The organism is Leifsonia sp. Leaf336, from assembly GCF_001423695.1.
Lineage (GTDB): Bacteria > Actinomycetota > Actinomycetes > Actinomycetales > Microbacteriaceae > Leifsonia.
This window is the reverse complement of the sequence record NZ_LMOZ01000002.1, coordinates 867,650-894,240: the sequence shown is the minus strand read 5'-3', so window position 1 is coordinate 894,240 and position 26,591 is coordinate 867,650. Positions and strand designations below refer to the sequence as shown.

Below are 26,591 nucleotides of genomic sequence, written 5' to 3'. Positions count from 1 at the left end.
GTGACCGCAACGGCTCGGAGCGTGGGGCGGGCGACCGCCCGCCCCACGCGGCCCTCGCGCAGCCGGCGGCGCCGCAACCTGGTGACGCTCGCGCTGCTGGCGCCGACGCTGCTCGGACTGGCGATCTTCTTCGTCTACCCGCTCATCGCGTCCGTCTACTACTCGTTCACCCGGTTCGACCTGATCTCGCCGCCGCAGTGGATCGGCCTGCGCAACTACGAGTACCTGTTCACCCAGGACCCCAACGTCTGGACGGCGACCCTCAACACGCTGTGGTTCGTCGTGATCTGGGTGCCGGTGAAGACCGGGTTCGCCCTCATCGTCGCCGGCCTCCTCGCCCGCGCCCGCCGGGCCTCCGGGGTCTGGCGGACGATCTTCTACCTGCCCGCGCTGGTGCCGCCGGTCGCGAGCGTCGTCGCGTTCGTCTTCCTGTTCAACCCGGGAACAGGGCCGGTGAACCAGGTGCTCGCCTGGTTCGGGATCAAGGGCCCGCTGTGGTTCAACGATCCCGCCTGGTCCAAGCCCTCGCTCGTGCTGCTCGGCATCTGGGTGATGGGCGACATCATGATCATCCTGCTGGCCGCGCTGCTCGACGTTCCGCGCGAGCAGTACGAGGCGGCCTCCCTCGACGGGGCCGGCGGCCTGCAGAAGGTGCGGTACGTCACGCTGCCGAGCATCGCGCCCGTGCTGCTGTTCGCCGCGGTCACCGGCGTCATCGCGGCCATCCAGTACTTCACGGAGGCGGCGGTCGCCTCCTCGGTCGCCAGCGGCAAAGCCGTGGTCGGCGAGGGCATCGGCAACACGCTCGGATACCCCGACAACTCCCTGCTCACCTACACGCAGTGGCTGTACGTGCGCGGCTTCGGAACCTACCAGCTGGGCTACGCCTCCGCGCTCGCCGTGCTGCTGTTCATCGTCGCGGCGGTCATCCTGCTCCTGCTCCTCCGCCGGTTCAAGGCGTTCACCCCGGAAGGCGCGCAATGACGTCCGCTACCCTCACCCCCGAAGCCCCGGCCTCCCCCGCCGCACCCCAGCGCAGGATCCGCACTCCCCGCTCGCTGCGCACCAGGCGGGTGCTCGGCTGGATCGCCGAGCACGCCGTGCTCATCGTGCTGGCCGTGCTGTTCGTGTCGCCCGTGGTGTTCGTCTTCCTGACGTCGGTGATGTCGAACTCGCAGACGCTCACGGCCTCCCTGTGGCCCCAGCCGTTCGTGTGGAGCAACTACCTGACGGTCTTCACGACCGTGCCCCTGGCCCAGTGGTTCGCCAACTCGGCGATGTACGCGATCCTGGCCACGGCGTTCATGCTCATCTCGTCGGTGCCCGCCGCCTACGCGCTGGCGAAGATCCGGTTCCGCGGCTCCGGCATCCTCTTCACCGCGATCATCGTCGCGATGCTCCTGCCGCCGCAGGTGACGGCGATCCCGATCTACGTGATGTGGTCGCAGCTCGGCCTCACCGGCACGCTGTGGCCGCTGATCCTGCCGAACCTGCTCGGCGACGCGTTCTCGATCTTCCTGCTCCGCCAGTTCTTCCTGACGATCCCGGCGGAGTACTCGGACGCCGCGCGGATCGACGGCAACGGGGAGTTCGGGGTGCTCTGGAGGGTGGTGCTCCCGATGGCGAAGCCCGGCATCGCGGCGACCGCGATCTTCATGTTCTTCAACTCGTGGAACGACTACTACGGGCCGCTGCTCTACACCTCGGAGAACCCGGCCGCGTGGCCGGTCGCCTACGGGCTCGCGTCGTTCCGCGGCGTGCACGGCACCGACTGGGGTCTCACGATGGCGATGACGATCCTCGTCACCGTGCCCGTCGTCATCATCTTCTTCTTCGCCCAACGCGTCTTCGTGGAGGGCATCACACTCACCGGCGTGAAGGGATAACGCGTGAAACTGGCAGTCGTGGGCGGAGGCTCCACCTACAGCCCCGAGCTCGTGGACGGGTTCGCGCGGTTGCGCGACCTGCTGCCGATCGAGGAGCTCTGGCTCGTCGACACCGACCCGGAGCGGCTGCGGCTGGTCGGCGGGGTCAGCGAGCGCATGTTCCGCGCGGCGGGCCACCCGGGCCGGATCGTGCCGACCTCCGACCTGGTGGCCGGCGTGGCCGATGCCGACGCCGTGCTCATCCAGCTGCGGGTCGGCGGCCAGGCCGCCCGGCACGGCGACGAGACGTTCCCGCACGAGTGCGGCTGCATCGGGCAGGAGACCACCGGACCCGGCGGCTTCGCCAAGGCGCTGCGGACCGTTCCCGCCGTGCTCTCGGTCGCGGAGGTGGTGCGCAAGCACGCCAAGCCGGGCGCGTGGATCGTCGACTTCACGAACCCGGTCGGCATCGTCACCCGCGCGCTGCTGCAGGAGGGGCACAACGCCGTCGGGCTCTGCAATGTGGCGATCGGCTTCCAGCGCCGGTTCGCGGCGCTGCTCGACGTCGCGCCGGCGGAGGTCGGGCTCGGCCATGTCGGGCTCAACCACCTGACCTGGGAACGATCGGTCACGGTCGGCGGACGCGACGTGCTCCCCGACCTCCTGTCGGCGCGACTGGATCAGCTCGCCGAGGAGATCGAGCTGCCGGCCTCCCTGCTGCGTCTGCTCGGGAACGTGCCGAGCTACTACCTGCGCTACTACTACGCCCACGACGAGGTGCTGCGCGAACAGCTCGACGCGCCGACCAGGGCGGAGGCGGTGCAGCAGGTCGAGCGCGAGCTCCTGGCGCTCTACGCCGACCCGGGCGTCGTCACCAAGCCGGAGCAGCTCGCCCAGCGCGGGGGCGCGTTCTACTCGGAGGCCGCGGTCGACCTGCTCGCGTCGCTGACGAGCGACCGCGGCGACGTGCAAGTGGTCAACCTCCGCAACGACGGCACGCTGCCGTTCCTGCCCGACGACCACGTGATCGAGGTGCCGGCGACCGTCGGAGCCTCCGGCGTGCAGGCGCAGCCGGTCGCTCCACTGCCCGACGACCTCGCGGGGCTCATCGGCCATGTCGCCGGTTACGAGCGGCTCGCGCTCGACGCGGCCGTGCACGGCGGGCGCGACCGGGTCGTGCGGGCGATGCTCGCGCATCCGCTCGTCGGGCAGTACGACCGCGCAGAGAAGCTGACCGACCTGCTCCTCGCCCGCAACCACCAGCACCTGGCGTGGGCGCGATGACCGACGGCACTGGGTCCGCACCCATCGTCATCGCCGTGGACGGCGGCGGCTCCAAGACCGACGCGGTGGCTCTCGAGCTCGACGGCACGCTCGTCGCGGCCGTCCGCGGCGCCACCTCCAGCCCCCACCTGATCGGGATGGCGGCGACGGCGAGGCTCGTCGACGAGCTCATCGAGCGCCTACTCGTCGAGACCGGTCCGCGCCCGCTCGCGAGCGCCAACATCTACCTCTCCGGGCTCGACCTGCCCGCGGAGATCGCCGAGTTCCGCGCGGGGATCGCCGGCTACGCCTGGGCGGACGCGGTCGTCGACAACGACCTCTTCGCGCTGCTGCGGGCCGGGACGAGCGAGCCTGACGCGGTGGCCGTCGTCTGCGGCACCGGCATCAACTGCGTCGGCGTCCGGGGGGACGGCGCGGTCATCCGCTATGCGTCGCTCGGGATGACCTCCGGCGACTGGGGCGGAGGCTGGCACCTCGGGGAGCAGGCGCTCTGGCACGCGGCGAGAGCGGTCGACGGCCGCGGGCCGGCCACGACGCTCGTGTCCGCGATCCCCGCGGTCTACGGGCTGGCCGGCATCCCCGAGGTCATCGAGGCGCTGCACTTCGAGCGCGTCGCCAGCAGCGACCTGTCGCGCCTCGCGCCGGCGGTTCTCGCGGCGTCGCGCGCCGGCGACACGATCGCCCAGGGTCTGGTGGACCGGCAGGCGGACGAGATCGTGACGCTCGCGGCCACCACGCTGCGGCGGCTGGAGCTGCTCGGCCGGGAGGTTCCGGTGGTGCTCGGCGGCGGGGTGATCGGCTCGCGCGACGAGCGCCTCCTGAGCGGGGTCGAGCGCGGCCTCGCCGAGCGCGCGCCGCTGGCCAGGGTCACCGTGGTGACGGCGGCGCCGATCCTCGGTGCCGCGCTGCTGGCGCTGGAGGCCGGGGGCGCGTCCGCCGATGCGCTGGACGTCGCCGCATCCGGCCTTCAGGACCGGCGGGCCGCGGTGGTTCAATAGCCGTACGAACAGGGAATACGCCGCAGAGCGCGAGCGGATGGTCGAGGAGCAGCTCGTCCGCCGCGGGATCGAGGACCAGCGGGTGCTCGATGCGATGAGACGCGTGCCCCGTCACGAGTTCGTGCCGGAAGGATCGGAGCGCTACGCCTACGAGGATCACCCGATGCCGATCGGCGACGGCCAGACCATCTCGCAGCCGTTCATCGTCGCGCTCATGCTCGAAGCGGCCAGGATCGGGCCGGAGGACAGCGTGCTCGACGTCGGCACCGGCTCGGGCTACGCCGCGGCCGTGGCCGCGGAGCTCGGCCATCGGGTCGTCAGCATCGAACGGCATCCTGAGCTCGCGCTGACGGCGGCGGCGACGCTGGAGGCCCTCGGCTACCGGGTGAACGTCGTGACCGGCGACGGCACGCTGGGCTGGCCTCAGGGCGCGCCGTACGACGTGATCGTGGCGGCGGCGACCGGACCGACGCTGCCGCAGGCCTGGCCCGAGCAGCTGACCCGTGGCGGCCGCATCGTGATGCCGGTCGGTCGCCCGGGAGGCGCCCAGTACCTCACGGTGTTCGAGCGTGGAGCCGATGGCGACCTCCACGAGCGCAGCCTCGGCGCGGTCACGTTCGTGCCGCTCGTCGGCCACGATGGTTGGCGCGAGCCCGGCGTGTGACGACCCCGCTACGCGGCGGCGGCAGCCGCGGGGGTGCGCGTGCGCAGCGCGCCGAGCAGCGCGGCGAGCTGGCCCGCAGGGGCGGCCGGGTCCTCCGGGTGCCACTGCACGGCCACGATCGGGGCCGACTCGTGCTCGATCGCCTCGACGTGGCCGTCGGGGGCGCGTCCGGTCACCTGGAGGCCCTCACCGAGCGCATCCACCGCCTGGTGGTGCGCGCTCCGGACGGAGACGACGGGGCCGCCGAGCAGCTCCTCCACCCGGCTACCCGGCTCGAGCAGCACAGGGTGGGTGGTCAGCACCTCGGGGATCGGCACGCCGCGGCGCACGTGATCGCTGTCACCGAGGTCCTGGATGAGCGTGCCGCCGAGCGCGACGTTGACGATCTGGAGGCCGCGGCAGATCCCGAGCAGCGGGAGCCCGCGCTCGATGGCCCGGTGCACGAGCGCCAGCTGCGCGGCGTCGGCGGTCTTACGGTGGAGGCTCTCGTGCGGGTAGCCGCCCGACGCTCCGTAGAACCGCGGGGCGATGTCCTCGCCTCCCACGATGACCACGGCGTCGGCGCGGTCGGTCGCGCTCAGGAGCGCTTCCGTGCCGCCGTCGGCGGCGAGCCGCGCGACCTTCCAGCCGTCGGCCTGGGCCGAGCGCACGACCCCGCCGACCAGCACCTGCACGTATGCGTGGTACTCCGGGTCGTGCCCGCGGAAGCGCGTCGCCTCGACGACGGCGAGGGTGCGGGCGGCCGGAGACATACGAGCAATTCTGGGCGGAGCGCCGACGGCGCGCATCCGTGCACGTAACAGGCGGAAACAGTGCCGGCGATCCGAAACAGTGACACGCATCGGGGCCGTCAATAGACTCGGCTGGATGACAGGTGAGCTCGGGAGAGTGGGTGGATGTCTGTGCGCCGTGTCCTGACCGCCTTCCTGCTCGCCATCGGCGTGGCCCTGACTCCCCTCGTGCTCTCCGCTCCTGCTGCCGAGGCCGCCGACCCCGTCGATCTCGGATCAGGTCATGTGGTCGACCAGGCCGGTGTACTGTCCGACGCCGACGTCGACACGATCGAGGCGGCGAGCGCCGCGCTCAAGAAGAACCATCAGATCACGCTCTACGTGGTGTTCGTCGACCACTTCACCAACCCGGCCGACGCCGAGGACTGGGCGAACGAGACGGCGGCCCGCAACGACCTGGGGCCGACGGACTACCTGCTCGCGGTCGACACCACGGGCGGAGCCCTCTACCTCTCGGGCGACGACAGCGGACCGGTCACCGACCGCGAGCTGACCACGATCGAGCAGGACAAGGTGGCGCCGAAGGTCCACAGCCAGGACTGGACGCAGGCCGCCGTGGCCGCGGCGAACGGCCTCGGCGACGCGGTCGGCGGAGGCCCCGGCCCGGCGTTCGTCTGGCTGCTCGTCGTCGTCCTGGTCGTGATCGCCGTCGTCGCCGTCCTGCTGGTCCGCCGGCAACGCCGGTCGAGAAACAGGAACGCGACAACGCCATGACACCGAAACGGAAGGAAAGAGGATGAGCCCCGCTTCGTTCCTCGTCGTCCCCCAATGGCAGGGCTCCGGCTCCTCCCGCGCCATGCGCCTCATCGACGGCGCCGACGCCATCCGCGGCGACCTGCCGACGACCGTGACGCACAGCGTGGCGGTACCGGCGGCGGCGGGCGAGGCGCTCGGCACCGGCGTGCTGCGCTACTCGTCGCTGACGCTGGTGCGCGAGCTGGCGGAGGCCGAGCTGTCGGTGCTGGAGGCCCCGGTCGTCACGATCGGCGGCGACTGCGCCTCCGATCTGGCGAGCGTGCAGAACGTCGTCGCCTCGCATCCCGCCGGTGCGGTCGCCGTGGTCTGGTTCGACGCGCACGGCGACATCAACAGCGTCTCGACGTCGCCATCCGGCGCCTTCCACGGCATGGTGGTGCGCGCCCTGCTCGGCGACGGGCCCGACGGCCTCGCGGCCACCGGCCCCGCGCGGCTCCACCACGAGCAGCTGATCCTCGCGGGGACGCGCGCACTCGACGACGGCGAGTCGGACTTCGTCGACCGGATGGGCATCCGGATGATCGGTCCTGACGACCTCGCCGACCCGCAGACGCTCGTCGCAGCGGTGGAGGCCACGGGAGCCTCGGCCGTGTACCTCCACATCGACCTCGACGTGCTCGACCCCTCCGCCGTCGACGGCATCGGCTACCCCGAGCCGTTCGGGATCACGCCGGAGCAGTTGTCCGACGTGATCCGCGCGCTGCGCTCCCGTTTCGAGCTCGCCGGCGCCGCGATCACCGAGTTCGCCCCCGAGTCTCCGGATGCTGCCGGACGCGATCTGCCGGTGATCCTCCGGGTGCTCGGCGCGCTCACGGGGCCGCTGCGTGACGCCGGCTGAGCGCGGCCGGTAGCGTGGGCGACATGAGCGAACCCAGGATCCTGACCGAGCGACGCGGGCACGTCCTGCTCATCGGTCTCAACCGGCCGGACAAGCGCAATGCGGCAGACTTCGAGCTGTTGACCGGGCTGGCCGACGCGTACGGCGAGCTCGAGCGCGACCCGGACTTGCGCGTCGGGCTGGTCCACGCCTTCGGCGACCACTTCACCGGCGGCCTCGACCTCGCCGACGTCGGCCCGCGCATCGGCGCGGACGGACTCTCGTTCGTCTCCGACACGGGCATCGACCCGTGGGGTGTCTCTGGCACTCAGCGCACCAAGCCGGTGGTGGTCGCAGTGCAGGGCACCTGCCTCACCCTGGGAATCGAGCTCATGCTCGCCTCCGACGTCGCGGTCGCCGCGCGGTCGACGCGCTTCGGCCAGATCGAGGTCGCCCGCGGCATCCTGCCGTTCGGCGGCGCCACCATCCGGTTCCCCCGCGCCGCGGGCTGGGGCAACGCCATGCGCTACATCCTCACCGGCGACATGTTCGGCGCCGACGAGGCGTATCGCATGGGTCTGGTGCAGGAGGTCGTGGACGACGGGCAGCAGTTCGACGCCGCGCTCGCCATCGCCGAGCGGATCGCCGCGCAGGCGCCGCTCGCGGTGCAGGCGACCCTGGCCAACGCCTTCACCGCGGTGCGGGAGGGCGACGCCGCCGCCGAGTCGCAGCTGCAGCCGACGCTCGTGCGTCTGGCCGGGAGCGAAGACGCCCGGATCGGCATGCAGGCCTTCCTCACGCGCACCCCCGCCGAGTTCGTCGGCCGCTGAACGGCGTACGCTGCGCCTCATCCACGACCGCCGCTTCCACGACCGCCAGGAGGAACCATGTCCGCAACCGTCGAGTACGACGTCATCGTGATCGGAGCCGGGGCGGTCGGTGAGAACGTCGCCGACCGCGCTGCCCAGGGCGGCATGCGCACTGCGATCGTGGAGGCCGAGCTCGTCGGCGGCGAGTGCTCGTATTGGGCGTGCATCCCCTCCAAGACCCTCCTGCGTTCGGCCGCGGCACTGCGTGCGGCCCAGCGCGTGGGCGGGGCGCGGGAGGCCGTGACCGGCCCGCTCGATGTCTCCGCCGTGCTGCGGCGCCGCGACTACATGACCAGCGACTGGAAGGACGACGGCCAGGTCGAGTGGCTCGAGAGCGCCGGCATCGACCTGGTGCGCGGCTGGGCGACGATCACCGCCGCCAAGGAGGTCACCGTGACTGCCGACGACGGCACCGTCACCGTGCTGACGGCACGGCACGCGGTCGCCGTCTGCACGGGCTCGGCCTCGTTGCTCCCCGACATCCCCGGCCTGCGCGAGAGCGAGCCCTGGACGAGCCGCGACGCCACGAGTGTGCAGCGCGTCCCGGTTTCGCTGGCCGTTCTGGGCGGCGGAACGGTCGGCACCGAGATGGCGACCGCGTACGCGGGCTTCGGCACCGAGGTGCACCTCATCGCGCGCAGCGGACTGCTGGGAACGGAGGAGCCTTTCGCGGGCGAGCAGGTCGCCGCGGGCCTCCGGGAACTCGGCGCCCACGTGCACCTGGACGTCACGACCGAGTCGGTCGAGCGGACGGACGACGATCGTTTCCGCATCCGCCTGGGCGACGGCAGCGTGGTCGAGACGGACGAGCTGCTGGTGGCGACCGGCCGGTTGCCGCGGTCGTCGGGCCTCGGCCTCGACGCCTTCGGGCTGGAGGACGGCGCCTGGCTGACGGTCGACGACAGCATGCGCGTGCTCGACGCGCGCGGCGAGCCGGTCGACGGCGGCTGGCTGTACGGCGTGGGCGATGTGAACCACCGCGCCCTGCTCACCCACCAGGGCAAGTACCAGGCGCGCGCTGCCGGCGACGCCATCGCCGCACGGGCGAAGGGCCACGAGGTGTCGCTCGCCCCGTGGGGCGCCTTCGTGGCGACCGCCGACCACCAGGCGGTTCCGCAGGTCACGTTCACCGAGCCGGAGGTCGCCTCCGTCGGGCTCACCGCGGCCAAGGCCGAGAAGGCGGGCTACCGCATCCGGGTGGTGGACTACCCGATCGGCTCGGTCAGCGGCGGGTACGTGACGGCCGACGACTATGCGGGCACGGCCAGGATGGTCGTCGACGAGGAGAGGAAGGTCGTGCTGGGCGCCACGTTCGTCGGCCAGGAAGTCGGCGAGCTGCTGCACTCGGCCACGATCGCGGTCGTCGGCGAGGTGCCGCTCGACCGGCTCTGGCACGCCGTTCCGTCGTATCCGACGATCAGCGAGGTCTGGCTGCGCCTGCTCGAGACGTACGGGCGTCCGGAGAAATGACGATGCCCCCATTGCGCGGAGACGGCCTGCTCGCCTCGGTGTTCCTCGACTCCCCGGTCAGCCGGCTCGGCTACCGCTATGCGACGACCGTCGGATTCCTCTGGGGCTTCGTCTGGAGCACCGGCCGCGTCGAGCGGCGGGCCGGTCTCTTCGTCTTCCGCGGCATGCCCAAGCGCACCTTCGGCCGCGGCGGCTCGTGCGTGGGCGGCTGCTACCTGACCGATCAGAACGTGACGGACGACGTGCTCGAGCACGAGGTCGTCCACAAGCGGCAATGGCAGCGGTACGGGATGCTGTTCCCGTTCCTCTACCTCCTGGCCGGCCGCGACCCGCTGCGCAATCGTTTCGAGATCGAGGCGGGCCTCGAGAAGGGCGGGTACCGATGACCGACACGGCACGCACGATCGTCGTCACCGGAGCGAGCTCCGGGATCGGCGCCGTGGCGGCGGAGCGCCTGGTCGCCGGCGGCGATCGCGTCGCCGTGGTCGGCCGCGATCCCGAGCGCACCCGCGCGCTCGCCGACCGGATCGGCGCGACGGCGTTCCTCGCCGACTTCGAACGGTTCGACGACGTGCGAGCCTTGGCCGCCGCCCTGCTCGACCACTACGACGGCATCGACGTGCTCGCCAACAACGCCGGCGGCCTCTATCACGAGCGCCGGGTGACGGTGGACGGCCACGAGCGGACGATCCAGCTCAACCATCTCGCGCCCTTCCTGCTCACCCGGCTCCTGCGGCCCCGGCTCATCGAGACGGCCGCGAGCGGGCGGGAGGTGCGGGTCGTGTCGACCGCCAGCATGGCCAACCGGTTCGGGAGGCTGCGCCTCGACGACCTCGACTGGGAGCGACGCCCCTGGCGCGGCGGCTGGCGCGCCTACGGCACGTCCAAGCTCGCGACCATCCTGTTCGCTGTCGAGCTCGGGGAACAGCTCACCGGCACGGGCGTCACCGCGTACTCGTTCCACCCCGGCACGGTGGCGACGCGCTTCGGAGCGAGCTCGCCACTGATCCGATTCGGCAACGCGGTGACCGGAGGCCGCTACGGCATCACGGCGGAGGCCGGCGCCGCGCCGCTGGAGCGCCTGGCCGGACCGATCCCGGTCGGAGCGCCCACCGGCACCTACTTCGACCGGTTCAGGGCCAACGGTCGCATGGCACGCCAAGCGAAGGACGCCGAGCTCGGCCGCGATCTCTGGACGATCAGCGAGAGCCTGACGGCAGGCTGACGGCGTCCGGCTCCATGCCGACGACCTCCACCAGGTGCTCGCCCACCTCGCTGGTGAGCGCCCAGGAGCCGGTCACGATCGCTCGGGTGCGGCCGGGGCCCTCGCACAGCATCTCCGCCGCCCAGGCGCGGACGGCGCGCGCCGCCGCCTCGCCTCGTTCGCAGCGCTGCGCCGAGCCCGGCCGGCCGGAGCGCTCCGCGCGCACCAGCCAGGTGACCGTCATCCGGATCGGTGCGGCGAGCGCCACGATCTCGGACGGCTCGCCGACCTCCACGAAGACGCGACCGCGCGCGCACAGCGGAAGGAGGGCGAGCTCGGCCTCCAGTTCGGTCAGAGAGGTCTCGTCGCCGACGACGAGGAACTGGACGCGGTCGTCGTTGTGCGCGGTGGAGGCGGTGTGCGCGGCGTGGTCGGGTCGGTACATTTCCCTTCGAGTATAGGTCAGGCTTACCTAACCTTTTCCGGGCGGCCGCAGCCTTGCGGGGAAGCTCTCAGCCCCGTCGCCCTTCCGATGTGCTGCGCAGCACGGCATGATCGAGACATGCTTCCGACCGCGGACTCCCCCGTCGCCCCGATGCTCGCCAAGGCCGTCCCCGCCGTGCCCGAACAGGACGCCGTCGCAGGAGGCCTGAGCTTCGAACCGAAGTGGGACGGCTTCCGCGCTATCGTCTACGCCGCCGACGCCGGTGACGGCACCATCGGCGACGTGCAGATCGGCAGCAGGGGCTCGAAGATGCTCACGCGGTACTTCCCGGAGCTGGTCGCCGCGTTCCGCGAGCTCCTGCCCTCCCCCTGCGTGCTCGACGGCGAGATCGTCGTGCCCACCGGCGAGCCCGGCAGCCAGCGGCTGGACTGGGAGGCGCTCTCGCAGCGCATCCACCCCGCCGCGAGCCGCGTGAAGCTGCTCTCGGAGCAGACCCCGGCCAGCTTCGTCGCGTTCGACCTGCTCGGACTCGGCGGCGAGTCGTACCTCGACCGGCCGTTCTCCGAGCGGCGTGCGGCGCTGGAGGAGTTCGCCGGTGGCCTCCCCGCTCCCCTGCAGATCACGCGCACGACGACGGACGTGGAGCTGGCCAGGACCTGGCTCGTCGAGTTCGAGGGCGCGGGGCTCGACGGCGTCGTCGCCAAGCCGCTCGCGGGCGCGTACACGCCGAACAAGCGCACGATGCTCAAGATCAAGCACCACCGCACGGCCGACGTGGTCGTGCTCGGCTACCGCGTGCACACCAGCGGCCGCGGCGTCGGCTCCCTGCTGGTCGGGCTGTACGGCGACGACGGCGTGCTGCGCAACGTGGGAGGCGTCTCCGCCTTCAGCGACAAGGTGCGGCTGGAGCTGGTGGACGAGCTGGAGCCGCTGGTCGAGCGCGACGAGAGCGGTGCCGCCGTGACCGGCGCGACGGACCGCAGCCGGTTCTCGGCCAGCAAGGACGTGTCGTTCGTGCGACTGCGACCCGAGCGCGTGCTGGAGGTGCGGTACGACCAGATGGAGGGCATGCGCTTCCGGCACACTGCCCAGTTCGAGCGCTGGCGCGTCGACCGCGACCCGGCCTCCTGCACCTACGACCAGCTCGACCGCCCCATCGCCTACGACCTCGCCGACGTCATGTCCTGACCGCCGGCGGGACCACTACTCCGTCTTCTTGGCGCGGCTGGGCTGGACGCGCGGCGGCTCGCCCGGCATCTTGGGGTAGTCGGGCGGGAACGGGAGCTCGCCGAGCCCGTCGTCGAGGTCGCGCTGCCACCACTCCAGCAGTGCGTCGATGCGGCCGGAGCGCTCGCCGAAGTCGTGCCACGGGTCGCCGACGCTGCGCAGCCGCTCCGGCACCGTGCGCACGGTGAAGTCGCGCGGGTCGACGTCCGGGAGCTCCTCCCAGGTCACCGGGGTGGAGACCGGCGCGTGCGCGAGCGCGCGCGGGCTGTAGGCGCCGGCCATCGTGCGGTCGCGGTTGGCCTGGTTGAAGTCGACGAACACCTTCTCGCCGCGCTCCTCCTTCCACCACGCCGTCGTCACGGCGTCCGGCATCCGGCGCTCCAGCTGCCGCGCGGCGGCGATCACGGCGTGCCGCACGTCGAGGAACTCGCGCACGGGCTCGATGGGCGCGAACACGTGGAGGCCGCGGTTGCCGGAGGTCTTGATGTACGCCTCCAGCCCGACCTCCGCGAGCACCGCACGCAGCTCGATCGCGGCGGGCACGGCGTCGGCGAAGCCCGTACCCGGCTGCGGGTCGAGATCGATGCGCAGCTGGTCGGGGTTGTCGGAGTCCTCGGCACGCGAGGGCCACGGGTGGAAGACGATGGTGTTCATCTGCACGGCCCACACGGCCGCGGCCGGCTCGTCGATGACGAGCTGCGGGTGCGAGCGCGCGCTCGGGTAGACGACCGGCACCGACCGCACGAAATCGGGCGTGCCGCGCGGCGGGTTCTTGGAGAAGAACTCCTCGCCGTCGATCCCCTCCGGGAACCGCTGCAGCGACAGCGGGCGGTCGCCGTTGGCGCGGACGAACGCCTCTCCCACCTCGACGATGTAGTTCGCGAGGTCGAGCTTGGTGATGCCGAGCTCGGGATACAGCACCCGCCCCGGGCTCGAGATGCGGACCTCTCGGTCGCCGTGCGGACCGGGGACGGTGAGTACGACTGCATCGCCTGCCATGCGACCACCGTACCGGTCCAACGGGTGATGACCAGGGTGTGAATTCCGTGTGGGATGCGGGCGGTCGTCGTTCGACCCTCCGAGAAGTGGGCCAGAATGAGCGATGTCCGCCCGTGGACGATCCGAACTGTGCAAGGAGGTGGGTGGTCCTGAGGATCATCAGTTACAACCTGCGCGAGCACTCCGCCGCTCATGAGCTCGAGGACATCGCCAAGACCTACGACGCCGACGCCCTGTGCCTGCAGGAGTGCGACAGCGAGATGCTCGCGCCCCGGCTGCACGACCTCCAACTCGCGGATGCGACGCGCGCCAACCGCCTCGGCCTCGCTGTGTATGTGCGCAACGAGCGCTACGAGGTGCTCGACACGCAGGTGTTCGCGGTGCACAAGTCGATCCACGACCGGGTGCTCGCGCCCGCGAACGAGCGGCTGCTGGCCGCGCTCCTGCGCGACAGGGACTCCGGCGAGCGCGTGCTGGTCGGGTCGTTCCACGCCGCGCCGCTGACGGCCTCCAACTCGCTGCGTCGCAAGCAGATCGCTGCGGCCCACGAGGGGATGCGCTCGCTCGCGCCCGACACCCCGGCGATCATGGTCGGCGACTTCAACTACCCGTGGTTCATCCGCGGGCTCGAACGGCACCTGACCACGGCCGGATACACCCTCAAGCGCAGCGACGAGCCGACCTACCTGCGCTACAAGTTCTTCACCGGCTACTTCGACTTCGTGACCTCCACCGGCTTCGAGGTCGAGCGGGTGGACGTGCTGCCCGCCGGCGCCTCCGACCACCGCCCCATCCGGCTCGACGCCGAACTCGCCGCTTAGCCTCGGCCGCTTGACGCGGGCGTACGCTGTCGGGCGTACCGCGATCGTGTCGAGGTGATGACCGATGGATGCGCTGGGCTGGCTGTCCGGAGCCGACTACACGATCGCGCGCGAGATCTTGCAGCGGGGCGTGGCGGCGCTCTATGTGATCGCGTTCCTGTCGGCCGTCGCGCAGTTCCCCGCGTTGCTCGGCGAGCACGGCCTCCTGCCCGCGCCGCGCTACCTGCGCAACGCGTACGCCCGGCGCCAGCCGACCCTGTTCCGGCTGCGGTACTCCGACCGGCTGCTGCGTGTCGTCGCCTTGACGGGCGCGGTGCTGTCCGCGCTCATCGTCGTCGGGGTGCTGCAGCTGACGCCGTCGTACGTTTTCGTGCCGGTGTTCCTGATCGTCTGGTTCCTCTACCTGTCGATCGTGCACATCGGGCAGACCTTCTACGGCTTCGGCTGGGAGAGCCTCATCTGCGAGGCCGGGTTCACTGTGGCGTTCCTCGGCTCGTGGGACACCGCTCCCCCGATCACGATCATCATCCTGGTGCGCTGGCTGGTCTTCCGGCTCGAGTTCGGCGCCGGGATGATCAAGATGCGCGGTGACCGCTCGTGGCGCGACCTCACCGCGCTGTACTACCACCACGAGACGCAGCCGATGCCGAACCCGCTGAGCCGCACGGCGCACCTGCTGCCCAAGTGGTGGCATCGCGTGGAGGTGCTGGGCAACCACTTCGCGCAGCTGATCGTGCCCTGGCTGCTCTTCCTGCCGCAGCCGGTCGCCAGCATCGCTGCTGCGGTCGTTATCCTGACGCAACTCTGGCTGGTGGCCACGGGCAACTTCGCCTGGCTCAACTGGATCACGATCGTCCTCGCGTTCGCGGCGGTGAGCGACGGCGCCTGGCGGTGGGTCACCGGAGGCGCGCTGACCGGTGGGATCGGCTCCCCCGAGGTGCCGGTCTGGTACGCCGTCGTGGCCCTGCTCGCGAGCGCACTGCTGGTGGCGTTGAGCTGGTGGCCGCTGCGCAACCTGTTCCGGAGGCGCCAGCTGATGAACGCGAGCTTCAACCGCTGGCATCTCGTGAACGCCTACGGCGCCTTCGGCAGCGTGACGAAGGAGCGCTTCGAAGTGGTGGTCGAGGGCACGGAGGACGACCCTCTCGACCCCGCCGCCCGCTGGCTCGAGTACAGCTTCAAGGGCAAGCCCGGCGATGTGCGGAGGCTGCCCCGCCAGTACGCGCCGTACCACCTGCGGCTCGACTGGCTGATGTGGTTCCTCGCGCTCGGATCCCGGGACTCGCCGTGGTTCCAGGTGTTCCTGCTGCGGTTGCTGGAGGCCGACCGGCCGACTCTCCGGCTGCTGCGCCTCGACCCGTTCGGCGGCCGGCCTCCCCGCTCGGTGCGGGCGCGCATGTACCTGTACCGCTTCGCGACGCGCGCCGAGAAGCGCTCGACGGGCGACCGGTGGGTGCGCACGGAGGTCGGCACGCTCGTGCCGCCGGTGGGGTTGCGGGGGTGAAACTCAGTACCCGGTCCGCTCCTCCTGCAGCCGCGCGAGGTCGCGCCGGATCAGCAGGTTGAGGCGGGCGGGCTTCTCGCGCTCGTAGTCCTCGCGCAGCGCCTCCACCCCCGAGAACGCGTCGAGCCCGGCCTCGATGGCGCGGCCGACCTCGTCCCAGGCGTCGCTGCGGCCGCGCTCCACCAGGGCGAGGAGCTCGTCCTCCGAGTCGGCCTTCGCCCGCAGGGCACTTGCGAGGTCAATGGCGGCGTCGCGGCGCAGGCGCAGGTTCGCGACGTCGATGTCGCGGTAGTCGTGCGGGTGCATGGCGTCGCCGCGAAGGCCGTGCGCGGCCTCCAGATCCTCCTCGATCCGGCCGGCGGCCTCCCCCTGCTCGGAGGCGAGCTCGCGCAGCATGTGCGCGGCCTCCCCGGTGTGCCGGGCAGGATCGAAGTCGTTGCCGTACTGGAGGGTGTCGACCACGATGTGGTTCTTGACGGCCATGCGTGTGGCATATTCCGCGAGCAGCATGCCTTCTTCGACCGTCTGCTCGAGAGTGGGCGCGGCAGGCTCCGGCAGGGCGTCCTCGTCGAAGGGACGCGTGCGCACCGTCTTGACGGTGCGCTTCGTGAGCCAGTCGGGCCAGCGCATGGCCGCAGCCTTTCGGTCGGTCGTGGGAGACGCCGGCGTCGGCGCCTCCTCCATTCTCACCGATCGGAGCTAGCCGGACGTACGCGCGGCGAAGAACGCGTTGGCGCGCGGCGTGTAGAGCAGCGACAGCATGACGACCGCCCACAGGATCTCGAGGATGCCGCTGAAGAACTGCAGGCTGAACAGCAGGAGGACGCCGCTGATCGCATTGAGGATCATCACGACGGTCACGAGGCCGCGCGCGAAGCGGCTGCCGTTCAGCAGGCCTCGGGCGACGATGAGGATGACGATGCCGAGGATGATCGACACGATCGCGGCGGTGGTGAGGGCGGCAAGCGCTCCGCTGTCGGATGCCCGCACCATCGAGTTGCGGGTGAACAGCGTCACCACGCCGCCGATGATGTTCAGGACCCCGTTGATGTAGGCCAGCACGGCCACGAAGGTGACGGAACCGGGACGGTTGGGCATGGGGCCTCCTGACGTTGCTGCGAGGATAGCGTGCGCGTGCGGCGCTCGGGCAGGGGCAAGGGCAGGGGCAGGCGATGTCGGCGGTCCGTGGCAGGCTTGCCGCATGGCCGGCGTGCGCTACGAGTTCGAGACGGAGCTGTTCCGGTGGGAGGCCCGGCGCGACCTCTGGGTGTTCGCACGGCTGCCCGACGACGTGTCGGAGGAGATCCGGCTGCAGCCGCACCCGCCCGCGGGGTTCGGCTCGGTCAAGGTCATGGTCACGCTCGGCCGCTCGCGTTGGTCGACGTCGGTGTTCCCCGAGAGCGCCGACGGCGCGTACGTGCTCGCGATCAAGGGCGACGTGCGGCGCAAGGAGGGCGTCGGGCTGGGCGACCGCGTGACGCTCGGCGTGGAGACGATGCTGTAACGCGTCGCGGCGTCAGATCAGCGGCCTCAGATCCCCCGACGCCGGGCGACCAGTTCGCGGTGCTGGGCGGTCTGGCGCAGCGCCGACAGCAGGGTGAACCCGCCGAGCACGTCCCAGCCGCCCGTCCAGGTCAGCCCGGAGGCGACCTCCCACACGGTCGCGCCGGTGCTCGCGGCGACCTCCTCGGTGCGGCGGAGGTGGTGCGCGGCGAGGGTGGCGCAGCGCTCGCGCACGCCGGTGAACGGGTCCTCGTGGCCGGGCAGCGCCCGGAGCGCGCCGGTGTCGAGCACTGCCGTGCGGTCGAGGGAGGCGAGGTAGTCCGCGATCGGGTTGGTGTCGGTGGGGCCGCCGAGCCCCAGGCCGGGGTTGATGGTGGGCAGCACGTGGTCGCCGGTGAAGAGCAGCCCGGCCTCCTCGTCGTGCAGGCAGAGATGCCCGTCGGTGTGGGCCGGCGTGCCGATCACCCGGAGGCGGCGTCCGGGGACGTCGAGAAGCTGCGCGTCGGTCAGCACGCCGTCGAGCACCTCGTCGACGAATTCCGCCGCCGGGGCCGTCGGAACGGCGGCAGCAGCGACGAGTTCGGTTCGGCGGTCCTCCGGCACGCCCCAGGCCTCGAGGTCGGGTGCGGGCACGCCGATGGCGATCCGGCCGAGCGCTGCCCGCTCGCGCTCGTGCAGCAGCACGCGGGCGTCGGTGCGCTCCCGCAGCGCTCCGGCTCCGCCGGCGTGATCGGCGTGGAGGTGCGTGACGACGATCGAGCCGACCGCGGCCTCCCCGATCGCGGCTGACAACGCCGCACGGGCCTCCGCCGTCGGCGAGCCCGGGTCGACCACGTGGACGCGCCCGTCGGCGTCGTCGATCAGGTACGCGTTGCTGAACGCCGGGCCGGTGCCGGGCGGCATCGGGACCTGCACCCGGCGCACTCCGCGCGCCACCGTCTCGGGAGCAGGAGTCGTCATCCCCTCACGCTAGCGGAGGTCCGCACACGCGGACGGGCCGCGCACCCGGAGATGCGCGGCCCGTCGGTGCGGTCGAACTCAGCCCGCGAGCAGGCCGAGGGTGTCGACCACGCGGTTCGAGAAGCCCCACTCGTTGTCGTACCAGGCGACCACCTTGACGTGACGGCCGTCGACGCGGGTGAGCTCGGAGTCGAAGATCGACGACGCCGGGTTGCCGGTGATGTCGGACGACACCAGGGCGTCCTCCGAGTACTCCAGGATGCCGGCGAGCTTGCCCTCGGCGGCGGCGCGGTAGGCGGCGAGGACGTCGTCGCGCGTCACGTCGCGCGACACCACGGTGTTCAGCTCGACGATCGAGCCCACAGGGACGGGCACGCGGATCGAGTCGCCGGACAGCTTGCCGTCGAGGTTCGGCAGCACCAGGCCGATCGCCTTCGCGGCGCCGGTGGTGGTGGGGACGATATTGACGGCGGCGGCGCGGGCGCGACGCGGATCGCGGTGCGGGCCGTCCTGGAGGTTCTGCTCCTGCGTGTAGGCGTGCACGGTCGTCATGAAGCCGTGCTCGATGCCGGCGAGCTCGTCCAGCACCGCCGCGAGGGGAGCGAGGGCGTTCGTCGTGCAGGAGGCGTTGGAGACGATGGTGTGGACGGCCGGGTCGTAGGCGTCGGTGTTCACGCCGAAGGCGAGGGTCACGTCGGCGCCGTCGGCGGGGGCGCTCACGAGAACCTTCGTGGCGCCGGCCTCCAGGTGGGCGCGGGCGGCGGTTGCGGAGGTGAAGCGGCCGGTCGACTCGAGGACGATGTCGACACCGAGCTCGCCCCACGGCAGCTGCGCGGGCTCGCGCTCGGCGAGCACGCGGATGCGGCGGCCGTCGACGACGAGCACGTCGCCGTCGACCGAGACCGGGCGGCCGAGGCGACCGCCGGTGGAGTCGAAGGCGAGCAGCTTGGCGAGCGCGGCGGGCTCGGTGAGGTCGTTGACGGCGACGACCTCGAGGTCGCTGTCGCGCTCCAGGAGGGCACGGAGCACGTTGCGGCCGATGCGGCCGAATCCGTTGATGGCGATGCGGGTCATGCGGGGGAATCCTTTCGATCCCCTCCAGCCTCGGTCCGACGGCAGCGCCCCACCAGCGGCGCGAACGTCATGGTTCGCAAGATTCTCGCCACGCCCTCCAGGCTGCCCTCGGATTTGCGGTGAATGTGGCGATACAGCGCCGCTATCGCCACATTCGGCCCAAATCCGCGAGTCAGTCCTCGGTGCCGGCGAAGGTGCGGCGGTACTCGCTCGGGGTCGTGCCGAGGATGCGCTGGAAGTGCAGCCGGAGGTTGGCGCCGGTGCCGAGACCGACATCGGCGGCGATCTGCTCGACGCTGCGCTCGGAGCGCTCCAGCAGCTCGCGGGCGACGTCGATGCGGGCGCGCATCACCCACTGCATCGGTGTGTACCCGGTGTCCTCCACGAACCGGCGCGAGAACGTGCGCGGCGAGACCGTCGCGCGCTGCGCGAGGAGGTCGAGCGAGAGCGGCTCGTTCAGCCGGTGCAGCGCCCACTCGCGCACCGCCGCGAAGCGTTCGCCGAGCGGCTCCGGGACGCTGCGCGGCACGTACTGCGCCTGGCCTCCGCTGCGATATGGTGCGGCGACGAGGCGCCGGGCGGCGTGGTTCGCGGCGGCGATGCCGAGGTCGCCGCGCAGGATGTGCAGACACAGGTCGATGCCGCTGGCCGCGCCGGCGGAGGTCAGCACCTCCCCTTCGTCGACGAAGAGCACGTTCTCGTCGACCCGGATCAGCGGGTATCGCTGGGCGAGAGCGCGCGTGTAATGCCAGTGGGTGGTGGCTCGTTTGCCGTCGAGGAGGCCGGTGGGCGCCAGGGCGAAGGCGCCGGTCGAGATCGCGGCGAGCCGGGCGCCGCGCGCGTGGGCGGCGAGCAGCGCCTCCACCACCGCCGCGGGCGGATCGTCGCGGTCGGGATGCCGGTAGCCCGGCAGGAACACGATGTCGGCCCACTCCAGAGCCTCGAGACCGTGCGCCACGTGGTACGACAGTCCATCGCCACCCGTGACGAGCCCGGGCGCGGCACCGCACACGCGCACCTCGTACGGCATGCTCGCGCGAGTGGTGAACACCTGCGCCGGGATGCCGACGTCGAGCGGCTTCGCACCCTCGAGCACGAGGACGGCCACGCGGTGCAGACGTTCGGACACGGATTCAGGCTAGCGCCGACGCGCGTCGGCTCCTCAATCCGGGCAGTCCGCGCGATGCGTGACGCGCCTACCCTGGGTCCTGTCAACGCCGACTCCCGACGCCGACTCCCGAACGATCGGAGCGCACCCATGGGATGGAGAATCAAGAACCTCACGACGGCGACCTCCGGAGCGCCGCTCGCCGTCTACCAGCCGACAGCGTGGCTGTTCGCTCAGTTCACGCGACACGTGGTGTTCCAGGGCTACACCCCCACCAACGGAGGCGACACCCAGCTGTACGAGCTGTACTGCAGTGCGAGCGACGACTGGAACGTGAAGAATCTCGTGTCGGAGGCCGAGGGCTCGCCCGCGGGGACGAACGCGAACGGCTACATCTGGGCGCACCAGGGATCGCAGCACGTCGTCTACCAGGGGCTGCGGCTCGACGGCCGTGTGCACGAGCTCTGGTACACGGAAGACGACGGCTGGAACCACAACGACCTGACCTCCGCGGGAAATGCACCGCTCGCGCTCTCGCAGCCGTTCGGCTACGAGACCTACTTCGACGGTGCGCAGCGCGTCGTGTACCACGCACAGGGCGGCGGCGCCGTGCACGAGCTGCGCAACGCGGGCAACGGCTGGCACGACGCCGACCTGACCAGCGCGATCGCCGCGCCGCCCTGCTCCCCGACCTCCGCCCCCACCGGCTACTCGTTCGAGGATCAGAAGACGGCGCACGTGCTGTACCGCGCCGACCCGGGGCGCATCATCGAGCTGTGGCAGGACGGCTCGGGCTGGCACTGGGGCGATCTGACGGCGGTCACCGGCGCGCCGATCTCCAGCGACGCCGAGACGGTGACCGGTTACGTCTTCCGCGGTCAGGGCACCCAGCACGTCGACTACGTCGGCGGCGACGGCCACCTCCACGAGCTGTGGTGGGCGACCGACGGGTGGCACCACAACGACCTCACCGTGGCCGCCGGAGCCCCCATCGCGTACACGACCTCCAGCCCGGCCGGCTACGCGTTCGAGGCGGGGCTCTTCCAGCCGGTCGCGACCCAGCACGTGATCTTCACCGGGCACGACGAGATGGTGCACGAGCTGTGGTGGCGCGAAGGAGCGTGGCACACCAACAACATCGGCGCGCTCGTCGGCGCACCTCCGATCGTCGGCGACCCGGTCGCGTTCGTGGAGGTCGACGAAGGCTCGCAGAACGTGTTCTACCTCAGCGACGCGCACCAGATCATCGAGCTGCGGTGGACCGTGTCGTAGCCCGCCTGGTCGGCTAGAGCCGTACGTCCGCCGCGGTCGCGACCGCGAACTCCTGGCCCGGATAGCGCAGGCCCGAGAAGTAGCGGTTGGTGTGCGCGACGATCTGCTCCGCGGTGATCGTGACGCCCTCCCACTCGGCGTCGGTCGTCGTGTGCGCGTCGCCGACCAGCACGACGTCGTAGCCGCGGACCGCCGCGCTCTGCGTCGTGGTGCGGATGCAGAAGTCGCTCTGGGCTCCGGCGACGACGAGGCGGGTGGCGTCGAACGACTCCAGCACCTCGTCGAGGTCGGTGCCGGCGAACGCGTCCCGGTACTCCTTGCGGACCAACGGCTCGCCCTTCGCCGGGAGGAGTCCGTCGGCGAGCTGCCACGGCGCGCTCTCCCACGGGAGGTCCTCCTCTTCGTGCTGCACCCAGACGACCGGGGCGCCTGCGGCGCGCGCACGGTCGACGAGGGCTGCGGTCCGTTCCACGACGCCGTCGGCGTCGGCGCAGCCGGGGAGCACCCCCTTCTGGAGGTCGATCACGAGCAGGACGGTCGGGTTCGTGTCGGTCACGGGACCATCCTCGCACCCGCGGCAGGGCAGGATGGAACCGTGCCGTCCTCCGCGCTCCCCGTCGTGGTCGTCGCCGCCGTCCTGGTGCGCGACGGTGCGGTGCTGGCCTGCCGCCGGGCGGCGCACAAGGACGCCGCGGGGCTCTGGGAGTTCCCCGGCGGCAAAGTGGAGGCCGGCGAGACGCCGCAGGAGGCGCTCGCCCGCGAGCTGCGGGAGGAGCTGGGCGTCGACGTGGGCGTCGGCTCGCTGCTCGACCGGACGGTGACCGGGCGCGTCGACCTCGCCTGCTACGCGGCGACGCTCGCCGGGTCGGCGCCGACGGCCTCCACCGATCACGACGCGCTGGAGTGGCGGCAACCCCGTGCGCTCGGTGGGCTCGAATGGGCGCCGGCGGACCGGCCCGTGGTGGCGGTGCTCTCGGGGATGCCCTTGGAGGAGCTCGCTGCGGCGGCGGGCAGCACCGAGCGTTCGGAGGAAGGGACACGATGAAAGCGCTGTACTACGAGACCTTCTCGGGACCGGTCGCCGTCGCGGACGTGCCGACTCCGGGCGTGCCGGACGGCGGCGCCCTCATCCGTGTCGGCGCCTCCGGCCTGTGCCGCAGCGACTGGCACGCCTGGGCCGGCCACGACGACACCGTGCACCTCCCGCATGTTCCCGGCCACGAGTTCGCCGGAGTCGTGGAGGCCGTCGGCGCCGGCGTCGAGCGCTGGCGCCCGGGCGACCGCGTGACCGCACCGTTCGTGAACGGGTGCGGCCACTGCGAGTGGTGCCGCAGCGGGCAGGCCCAGGTGTGCCCGGACCAGACGCAGCCGGGCTTCACCCACTGGGGTTCGCACGCCGAGCTCGTGGCCGTGCGAGCGGCCGACCTCAACCTCGTGGCGCTTCCCGAGGGGCTCCCCGACGCCGCGGCAGCCGCGCTCGGCTGCCGGTTCGCCACCGCGTACCGGGCGCTGACGGCTCGTGCCGGCCTCCAGGCCGGCGAGTGGGTCGCGGTGTACGGCGCCGGCGGCGTCGGCCTCAGCGCCATCGCGATCGCGCGCGCTCTCGGCGCCCGGCCGATCGCGGTCGACCGCTCCCCCGCTGCGTTGGAGGCTGCGGCCCGGATCGGCGCCGAGCACACCCTCCTGGCCGGCCCGCATGCCGCCGACGCCGTCGCGGAGCTGACCTCGGGCGGCGCGCATGTCGCCGTCGACGCTGTCGGATCGGCGTCGACCGCCGTGGCGGGGGTGCGATCCCTGCGCCGGCGCGGCCGCCACGTGCAGATCGGCCTCCTCTCGGGCGACCTGCCCGTGCTGCCGCTCGACCGTGTGATCGCGTGGGAGCTCGACGTGCTCGGCAGCCACGGGATGGCCGCCGCCGACTACCCGGGGATGCTCGCGCTCGTCGCCTCCGGAGACCTCCGCCCGGACCAGCTCGTCGGCCGCACTGTCGGCCTGGCCGAGGCGGCGCGCCTCCTCCCGATGACCGACGCGGCGCCCTCCACCGGCATCACCGTGCTCGACCCGACGATGGCGTAGCTGCAGCGCCCGCGAGATGGGCGCAAATGCGGCGATGGAGCGCGTCAGTCGCGACATGTGGCGCAAATCTCGGGGTCGCAGCTCGGGAAGTCGGCCGGAATTCGGCGGCGGGAGGCCGGATCTGCGCGGCGCGAGGCGTCAGGATGGTCGCATGTGCCTCGCCGACATCACCGCTCCCGACACCGCCGCCTCCCGCGCCGCCCTGGAGCTGGCCACTGAGTACCACACGCCGTCGCTTCTCAACCACGTGCTGCGGTCGTGGCTGTGGGCGGAGGGCTTCGCGACCGTCGAAGGCCTCCACGGCATCGACCGCGAGCTGCTCTATGTGTCCGCCGTGCTGCACGACATCGGCATCGTGCCCGCGTTCGACAACCACACCCTGGCCTATGAGGATGCGGGAGGCCACGTCGCCAAGGCGCTGACGGCCGGCGCGGGGTGGAGGCCCGAGCGGCGCACGCGCGCGCACGAGGTGATCGTGCGCCACAACTGGCCGGAGGTCGATCCCGCGTTCGACCCGGAGGGTCACCTGCTGGAGGTCGCGACGGCGCTCGACATCTCCGGCGTGCGCCCCGACGCGCTGCCGCAGGAGTTCCTGCGTGAGGTCGTCACCGCCTTCCCGCGGCTCGGCCTCGCCGCCGAGTTCACCGCGTGCGTCACCGACCAGGCCGAACGCAAGCCCGGCACGGCCGCGCAGCGCATCGTGGAGCGCGGCGTCGCCGAGAAGATGCGCCGCAACCCGCTGGAGTCGCTCGGCTGACGGGCACGTATCCTCGTGTGGTGACCATCCGCCCTCCGCACGCTCAGGCGCTGCCCGCCGAGCAGTGGCGCGCCCGCGCCGCGGCGCACGCGGAGCGCGCCGACGCGCTCACGGCCGGCCACCGCGCCCGCGCGTCGCGCGGCGAGAAGCACCCCGTCGAGGACTTCCTGTTCACCTACTACTCGTACTCGCCCGCCGTGCTGCGGCGCTGGCATCCCGGGCCCGGCGTCGAACTGCTGGAGGCGGCGGACGACCCGCGCGCGTCCTGGCGGTGGTACACCGGCGGATCGACGCCCGGCTCCCTCATCGTCGACCGCGCTGCGATGGAGGCCGAGAAGGCACCGCTGTTGGCGACGATCGAACGGATTCTGCGCTCGACCGCGGCGCGGCCGGGCCGGTTCGGGTGCTTCGGCCTCCACGAGTGGGCGATGGTCTACCGCCAGGGCGAGCACCGGCACGATGTGCCGCTCCGTCTCGGGCAGGCCGCGACCGACGCCGTGGTGGAGGCCGGCGAGCTGCGCTGCACGCACATCGACGCGTTCCGGTTCTTCACACCGGACGCCGTGCCGCGCAACCGGTTCGCGCCGACCCGTGAGACGCAGCCGGAACTGGAGCAGCCGGGCTGCCTCCACGCGGGCATGGACGTCTACAAGTGGGCGATGAAGCTGGGGCCGCTCGTTCCCGGCGAGCTGCTGCTCGACGCCTTCGAGCTCGCCCGCGACATCAGATTGCTCGACATGCAGGCCTCCCCGTACGACATGCGGCCGTGGGGTGCGGAGCCGGTGCGGATCGAGACGGCGGAGGGCAAGGCCGAGTACGTGCGACGCCAGCGCGCGTTCGCGGAGCGGTCGAACGCGCTGCGGGCGCGGGTGCTCGGTGCGTGGCTGGGCGAGGACGCCGACGTGGCGCGCGTCTCCGCGCTCCCTACGGGAGCGACCGCCTAGCATCCGGTGCCGCCGCCGTTGCCGTCGCGCCGCGGCGGAAAGCCCGACGCTCTAGCCGGGTGAATTCCTCCTTTCAGGTCGGTATGTCTTACCCGCAGCTTCGCGAGTGTGCGTTCCTGCGACTGATATGTTTTAGGATCAATGGGCACGCGCGTTTTTGCCGTGCCGGATGCAGCGAGGGGACGGATGTCAGTAGGAAGAATCGTTTCGAGCACGGTCGGCGCCGATGCCGCGGTGCATGAGTTGGTGGGTATCGACACTTCCGGGTATGCGGATCAGCAGGTGACGTTCGGGTTCGCCGGTGGCATCTCGGGGATGGACGCGGGGCGNTGTCAGCGGGGAGAGTCGTTTCGAGCACGGTCGATGCCGATGCGGCGGTGCATGAGTTGGTGGGTATCGACACTTCCGGGTATGCGGATCAGCAGGTGACGTTCGGGTTCGCCGGTGGCATCTCGGGGATGGACGCGGGGCGTGATGTCGCGAACGAGATGTTCCAGACCGTCAGCCGGTTCTGTGCTGCGGTGTTGGGGCAGGCGAATAAGTTCCCGGAGCTTGCGAGCAGCATCGAGAAGCGTGATGTTGCGGACGCCGAACGGTGGGCGAGCGTCCAGTGAACGCGGATAGGAGCGCGACGGAACGCGCAGAACTGGGCCGGCAGATCGAGCGGGTCGAACGGCAGGAGGGCGAATTCTCCGAGGCTCGGCAGCGTTACGAGCGTTCGTTGGAGCAGTTCCGTGAGCAGTTCCATGCGGTGGGGCGGGACCGGGAGTCGTCCCTCGGGGAGCGCATGCAGGCCGGTGACAGTAGCGTGCAGCACGAACTGGAGGCACGTCGCGACCTGCNGTTCCATGCGGTGGGGCGGGACCGGGAGTCGTCCCTCGGGGAGCGCATGCAGGCCGGTGACAGTAGCGTGCAGCACGAACTGGAGGCACGTCGCGACCTGCTGGTGAGGGTTGACCGGTACGTCGAAGAAACGTCGGAGGAGCTTGAGCAGACGCGTTCGCGAATCCGGCAGTCGTTTGACGATGAGTTAGAGAACCTTGCTAGGGAGAGGAACGCACTGCCGTGGGAATAAGGTTCAGCGCCGCCGATTCGAGCAATCTCATCACCGCGATGCGCAACAACATCACGACCGCGAACCTGATCATCGGCCGTCTGGACGCGGGCTCGCAGCATCTGATCG

The 26,591-nt window shown here is 71.5% G+C and carries 29 protein-coding genes; 20 read left to right on the top strand and 9 right to left on the bottom strand.

Annotation, left to right across the window (positions count from 1 at the left end):
- The 5 genes from ASF88_RS13085 to ASF88_RS13065 are packed head-to-tail and all read left to right on the top strand — an operon-like array spanning position 1 to position 4,811.
- Positions 1–984: a carbohydrate ABC transporter permease gene (locus tag ASF88_RS13085; RefSeq protein WP_055919093.1), complete on the top strand. Its 984-nt coding sequence runs from the start codon at positions 1–3 to the stop codon at positions 982–984.
- A complete protein-coding gene (locus tag ASF88_RS13080) occupies positions 981–1,886 on the top strand; it encodes a carbohydrate ABC transporter permease (RefSeq protein WP_055919090.1) in 906 nt (301 codons plus the stop codon). The genes ASF88_RS13085 and ASF88_RS13080 overlap by 4 nt, the downstream gene beginning before the upstream one ends.
- 3 nt (positions 1,887–1,889) lie before the next feature.
- Positions 1,890–3,149 carry a 6-phospho-beta-glucosidase gene (locus tag ASF88_RS13075; protein WP_055919088.1) on the top strand — a complete coding sequence of 420 codons (1,260 nt, stop codon included), beginning with the start codon at positions 1,890–1,892 and terminating at the stop codon, positions 3,147–3,149.
- Positions 3,146–4,147: an N-acetylglucosamine kinase gene (locus ASF88_RS13070; protein ID WP_055920437.1), complete on the top strand. Its 1,002-nt coding sequence runs from the start codon at positions 3,146–3,148 to the stop codon at positions 4,145–4,147. Before ASF88_RS13075 ends, ASF88_RS13070 begins: the two co-directional genes overlap by 4 nt.
- Positions 4,089–4,811, top strand: a complete 723-nt coding sequence (locus tag ASF88_RS13065) for a protein-L-isoaspartate(D-aspartate) O-methyltransferase (protein WP_082518953.1) — start codon at positions 4,089–4,091, stop codon at positions 4,809–4,811. The genes ASF88_RS13070 and ASF88_RS13065 overlap by 59 nt, the downstream gene beginning before the upstream one ends.
- 8 nt (positions 4,812–4,819) lie before the next feature.
- On the opposite strand, the gene ASF88_RS13060 is transcribed toward ASF88_RS13065, so the two are convergent.
- Positions 4,820–5,563, bottom strand: a complete 744-nt coding sequence (locus ASF88_RS13060; RefSeq protein ID WP_055919082.1) for a gamma-glutamyl-gamma-aminobutyrate hydrolase family protein — start codon at positions 5,561–5,563, stop codon at positions 4,820–4,822.
- A 144-nt stretch (positions 5,564–5,707) separates the two neighbouring features.
- Here ASF88_RS13060 and ASF88_RS13055 point away from each other — a divergent pair, with 144 nt between their 5' ends.
- Genes ASF88_RS13055 through ASF88_RS13030 form a run of 6 tightly spaced genes read left to right on the top strand, consistent with a single transcriptional unit; the run spans position 5,708 to position 10,739 of the window.
- The gene (locus ASF88_RS13055; protein WP_082518952.1) at positions 5,708–6,316 is read left to right on the top strand and encodes a TPM domain-containing protein; all 609 of its coding nucleotides are present in this window, start codon (positions 5,708–5,710) and stop codon (positions 6,314–6,316) included.
- A gap of 22 nt (positions 6,317–6,338) precedes the next feature.
- Positions 6,339–7,196, top strand: a complete 858-nt coding sequence (locus ASF88_RS13050) for an arginase family protein (protein ID WP_055919075.1) — start codon at positions 6,339–6,341, stop codon at positions 7,194–7,196.
- A 23-nt stretch (positions 7,197–7,219) separates the two neighbouring features.
- On the top strand, positions 7,220–8,005 hold the full coding sequence (locus ASF88_RS13045) for a crotonase/enoyl-CoA hydratase family protein (RefSeq protein ID WP_055920434.1): 786 nt from the start codon (positions 7,220–7,222) through the stop codon (positions 8,003–8,005).
- A 57-nt stretch (positions 8,006–8,062) separates the two neighbouring features.
- Positions 8,063–9,514 carry a dihydrolipoyl dehydrogenase family protein gene (locus tag ASF88_RS13040; protein ID WP_055919072.1) on the top strand — a complete coding sequence of 484 codons (1,452 nt, stop codon included), beginning with the start codon at positions 8,063–8,065 and terminating at the stop codon, positions 9,512–9,514.
- A gap of 2 nt (positions 9,515–9,516) precedes the next feature.
- On the top strand, positions 9,517–9,900 hold the full coding sequence (locus ASF88_RS13035; protein WP_055919068.1) for a hypothetical protein: 384 nt from the start codon (positions 9,517–9,519) through the stop codon (positions 9,898–9,900).
- A complete protein-coding gene (locus tag ASF88_RS13030) occupies positions 9,897–10,739 on the top strand; it encodes an SDR family NAD(P)-dependent oxidoreductase (protein WP_055919065.1) in 843 nt (280 codons plus the stop codon). The genes ASF88_RS13035 and ASF88_RS13030 overlap by 4 nt, the downstream gene beginning before the upstream one ends.
- On the opposite strand, the gene ASF88_RS13025 is transcribed toward ASF88_RS13030, so the two are convergent.
- Positions 10,714–11,163 (bottom strand): SIP domain-containing protein, encoded by a 450-nt coding sequence (locus ASF88_RS13025; protein ID WP_055919063.1) that lies wholly within the window; start codon positions 11,161–11,163, stop codon positions 10,714–10,716. The genes ASF88_RS13030 and ASF88_RS13025 overlap by 26 nt on opposite strands.
- A gap of 117 nt (positions 11,164–11,280) precedes the next feature.
- Between ASF88_RS13025 and ASF88_RS13020 the strand changes: the two genes are divergently transcribed.
- Complete coding sequence (locus ASF88_RS13020) at positions 11,281–12,351, top strand: ATP-dependent DNA ligase (protein WP_055919061.1); 1,071 nt, start codon at positions 11,281–11,283, stop codon at positions 12,349–12,351.
- Between the two features lie 15 nt (positions 12,352–12,366).
- Here the strand turns inward: ASF88_RS13020 and ligD are convergent, their stop codons facing one another.
- Positions 12,367–13,389, bottom strand: a complete 1,023-nt coding sequence (gene ligD / locus ASF88_RS13015) for a non-homologous end-joining DNA ligase (RefSeq protein WP_055919057.1) — start codon at positions 13,387–13,389, stop codon at positions 12,367–12,369.
- Positions 13,390–13,532: 143 nt separating this feature from the next.
- Between ligD and ASF88_RS13010 the strand changes: the two genes are divergently transcribed.
- Both ASF88_RS13010 and ASF88_RS13005 read left to right on the top strand, forming a co-directional pair.
- Positions 13,533–14,210, top strand: coding sequence for an endonuclease/exonuclease/phosphatase family protein (locus tag ASF88_RS13010; RefSeq protein WP_055919054.1), 678 nt, complete (start codon positions 13,533–13,535; stop codon positions 14,208–14,210).
- Positions 14,211–14,274: 64 nt separating this feature from the next.
- Positions 14,275–15,714, top strand: a complete 1,440-nt coding sequence (locus ASF88_RS13005; RefSeq protein WP_055919051.1) for a lipase maturation factor family protein — start codon at positions 14,275–14,277, stop codon at positions 15,712–15,714.
- 3 nt (positions 15,715–15,717) lie between these two features.
- On the opposite strand, the gene ASF88_RS13000 is transcribed toward ASF88_RS13005, so the two are convergent.
- Together ASF88_RS13000 and ASF88_RS12995 are read right to left on the bottom strand one after the other, a co-directional pair.
- Complete coding sequence (locus ASF88_RS13000; RefSeq protein WP_055919047.1) at positions 15,718–16,344, bottom strand: hypothetical protein; 627 nt, start codon at positions 16,342–16,344, stop codon at positions 15,718–15,720.
- A 69-nt stretch (positions 16,345–16,413) separates the two neighbouring features.
- On the bottom strand, positions 16,414–16,812 hold the full coding sequence (locus ASF88_RS12995) for a DUF7144 family membrane protein (RefSeq protein WP_055919045.1): 399 nt from the start codon (positions 16,810–16,812) through the stop codon (positions 16,414–16,416).
- A 103-nt stretch (positions 16,813–16,915) separates the two neighbouring features.
- Between ASF88_RS12995 and ASF88_RS12990 the strand changes: the two genes are divergently transcribed.
- Positions 16,916–17,218, top strand: coding sequence for a DUF1905 domain-containing protein (locus ASF88_RS12990; RefSeq protein WP_055919044.1), 303 nt, complete (start codon positions 16,916–16,918; stop codon positions 17,216–17,218).
- Between the two features lie 26 nt (positions 17,219–17,244).
- On the opposite strand, the gene ASF88_RS12985 is transcribed toward ASF88_RS12990, so the two are convergent.
- From ASF88_RS12985 to ASF88_RS12975, 3 genes are all read right to left on the bottom strand, one after another.
- Positions 17,245–18,177 (bottom strand): MBL fold metallo-hydrolase, encoded by a 933-nt coding sequence (locus ASF88_RS12985; RefSeq protein ID WP_055919042.1) that lies wholly within the window; start codon positions 18,175–18,177, stop codon positions 17,245–17,247.
- Positions 18,178–18,255: 78 nt separating this feature from the next.
- Positions 18,256–19,251 (bottom strand): type I glyceraldehyde-3-phosphate dehydrogenase, encoded by a 996-nt coding sequence (gene gap, locus ASF88_RS12980; protein ID WP_055919039.1) that lies wholly within the window; start codon positions 19,249–19,251, stop codon positions 18,256–18,258.
- A 172-nt stretch (positions 19,252–19,423) separates the two neighbouring features.
- Positions 19,424–20,380, bottom strand: a complete 957-nt coding sequence (locus ASF88_RS12975; protein ID WP_055919036.1) for a GlxA family transcriptional regulator — start codon at positions 20,378–20,380, stop codon at positions 19,424–19,426.
- Positions 20,381–20,509: 129 nt separating this feature from the next.
- On the opposite strand from ASF88_RS12975, the gene ASF88_RS12970 reads away from it, so the two are divergent.
- Positions 20,510–21,631, top strand: a complete 1,122-nt coding sequence (locus ASF88_RS12970; protein WP_055919033.1) for a hypothetical protein — start codon at positions 20,510–20,512, stop codon at positions 21,629–21,631.
- A 13-nt stretch (positions 21,632–21,644) separates the two neighbouring features.
- Here the strand turns inward: ASF88_RS12970 and ASF88_RS12965 are convergent, their stop codons facing one another.
- A complete protein-coding gene (locus ASF88_RS12965) occupies positions 21,645–22,187 on the bottom strand; it encodes a cysteine hydrolase family protein (RefSeq protein WP_055919030.1) in 543 nt (180 codons plus the stop codon).
- 39 nt (positions 22,188–22,226) lie between these two features.
- On the opposite strand from ASF88_RS12965, the gene ASF88_RS12960 reads away from it, so the two are divergent.
- The 4 genes from ASF88_RS12960 (at position 22,227) to ASF88_RS12945 (ending at position 25,408) form a co-directional block, all read left to right on the top strand.
- Complete coding sequence (locus ASF88_RS12960; RefSeq protein WP_055919028.1) at positions 22,227–22,676, top strand: (deoxy)nucleoside triphosphate pyrophosphohydrolase; 450 nt, start codon at positions 22,227–22,229, stop codon at positions 22,674–22,676.
- Positions 22,673–23,707 carry a zinc-dependent alcohol dehydrogenase family protein gene (locus ASF88_RS12955; protein WP_055919026.1) on the top strand — a complete coding sequence of 345 codons (1,035 nt, stop codon included), beginning with the start codon at positions 22,673–22,675 and terminating at the stop codon, positions 23,705–23,707. The genes ASF88_RS12960 and ASF88_RS12955 overlap by 4 nt, the downstream gene beginning before the upstream one ends.
- 151 nt (positions 23,708–23,858) lie before the next feature.
- Complete coding sequence (locus ASF88_RS12950; RefSeq protein WP_055919024.1) at positions 23,859–24,464, top strand: HD domain-containing protein; 606 nt, start codon at positions 23,859–23,861, stop codon at positions 24,462–24,464.
- A 20-nt stretch (positions 24,465–24,484) separates the two neighbouring features.
- Positions 24,485–25,408, top strand: coding sequence for a 3-methyladenine DNA glycosylase (locus ASF88_RS12945; RefSeq protein WP_442915028.1), 924 nt, complete (start codon positions 24,485–24,487; stop codon positions 25,406–25,408).
- Positions 25,409–26,591: the final 1,183 nt, after the last annotated feature.

Coding starts and splice junctions, on each gene's coding strand:
- ASF88_RS13080 (WP_055919090.1), top strand. CDS start 981: ATGACGTCCGCTACCCTCACCCCCGAAGCCCCGGCCTCCCCCGCCGCA.
- ASF88_RS13070 (WP_055920437.1), top strand. CDS start 3,146: ATGACCGACGGCACTGGGTCCGCACCCATCGTCATCGCCGTGGACGGC.
- ASF88_RS13065 (WP_082518953.1), top strand. CDS start 4,089: ATGCGCTGGACGTCGCCGCATCCGGCCTTCAGGACCGGCGGGCCGCGG.
- ASF88_RS13060 (WP_055919082.1), bottom strand. CDS start 5,563: ATGTCTCCGGCCGCCCGCACCCTCGCCGTCGTCGAGGCGACGCGCTTC.
- ASF88_RS13055 (WP_082518952.1), top strand. CDS start 5,708: ATGTCTGTGCGCCGTGTCCTGACCGCCTTCCTGCTCGCCATCGGCGTG.
- ASF88_RS13050 (WP_055919075.1), top strand. CDS start 6,339: ATGAGCCCCGCTTCGTTCCTCGTCGTCCCCCAATGGCAGGGCTCCGGC.
- ASF88_RS13045 (WP_055920434.1), top strand. CDS start 7,220: ATGAGCGAACCCAGGATCCTGACCGAGCGACGCGGGCACGTCCTGCTC.
- ASF88_RS13040 (WP_055919072.1), top strand. CDS start 8,063: ATGTCCGCAACCGTCGAGTACGACGTCATCGTGATCGGAGCCGGGGCG.
- ASF88_RS13035 (WP_055919068.1), top strand. CDS start 9,517: ATGCCCCCATTGCGCGGAGACGGCCTGCTCGCCTCGGTGTTCCTCGAC.
- ASF88_RS13030 (WP_055919065.1), top strand. CDS start 9,897: ATGACCGACACGGCACGCACGATCGTCGTCACCGGAGCGAGCTCCGGG.
- ASF88_RS13025 (WP_055919063.1), bottom strand. CDS start 11,163: ATGTACCGACCCGACCACGCCGCGCACACCGCCTCCACCGCGCACAAC.
- ASF88_RS13020 (WP_055919061.1), top strand. CDS start 11,281: ATGCTTCCGACCGCGGACTCCCCCGTCGCCCCGATGCTCGCCAAGGCC.
- ligD (WP_055919057.1), bottom strand. CDS start 13,389: ATGGCAGGCGATGCAGTCGTACTCACCGTCCCCGGTCCGCACGGCGAC.
- ASF88_RS13005 (WP_055919051.1), top strand. CDS start 14,275: ATGGATGCGCTGGGCTGGCTGTCCGGAGCCGACTACACGATCGCGCGC.
- ASF88_RS13000 (WP_055919047.1), bottom strand. CDS start 16,344: ATGCGCTGGCCCGACTGGCTCACGAAGCGCACCGTCAAGACGGTGCGC.
- ASF88_RS12995 (WP_055919045.1), bottom strand. CDS start 16,812: ATGCCCAACCGTCCCGGTTCCGTCACCTTCGTGGCCGTGCTGGCCTAC.
- ASF88_RS12990 (WP_055919044.1), top strand. CDS start 16,916: ATGGCCGGCGTGCGCTACGAGTTCGAGACGGAGCTGTTCCGGTGGGAG.
- ASF88_RS12985 (WP_055919042.1), bottom strand. CDS start 18,177: ATGACGACTCCTGCTCCCGAGACGGTGGCGCGCGGAGTGCGCCGGGTG.
- gap (WP_055919039.1), bottom strand. CDS start 19,251: ATGACCCGCATCGCCATCAACGGATTCGGCCGCATCGGCCGCAACGTG.
- ASF88_RS12970 (WP_055919033.1), top strand. CDS start 20,510: ATGGGATGGAGAATCAAGAACCTCACGACGGCGACCTCCGGAGCGCCG.
- ASF88_RS12955 (WP_055919026.1), top strand. CDS start 22,673: ATGAAAGCGCTGTACTACGAGACCTTCTCGGGACCGGTCGCCGTCGCG.
- ASF88_RS12950 (WP_055919024.1), top strand. CDS start 23,859: ATGTGCCTCGCCGACATCACCGCTCCCGACACCGCCGCCTCCCGCGCC.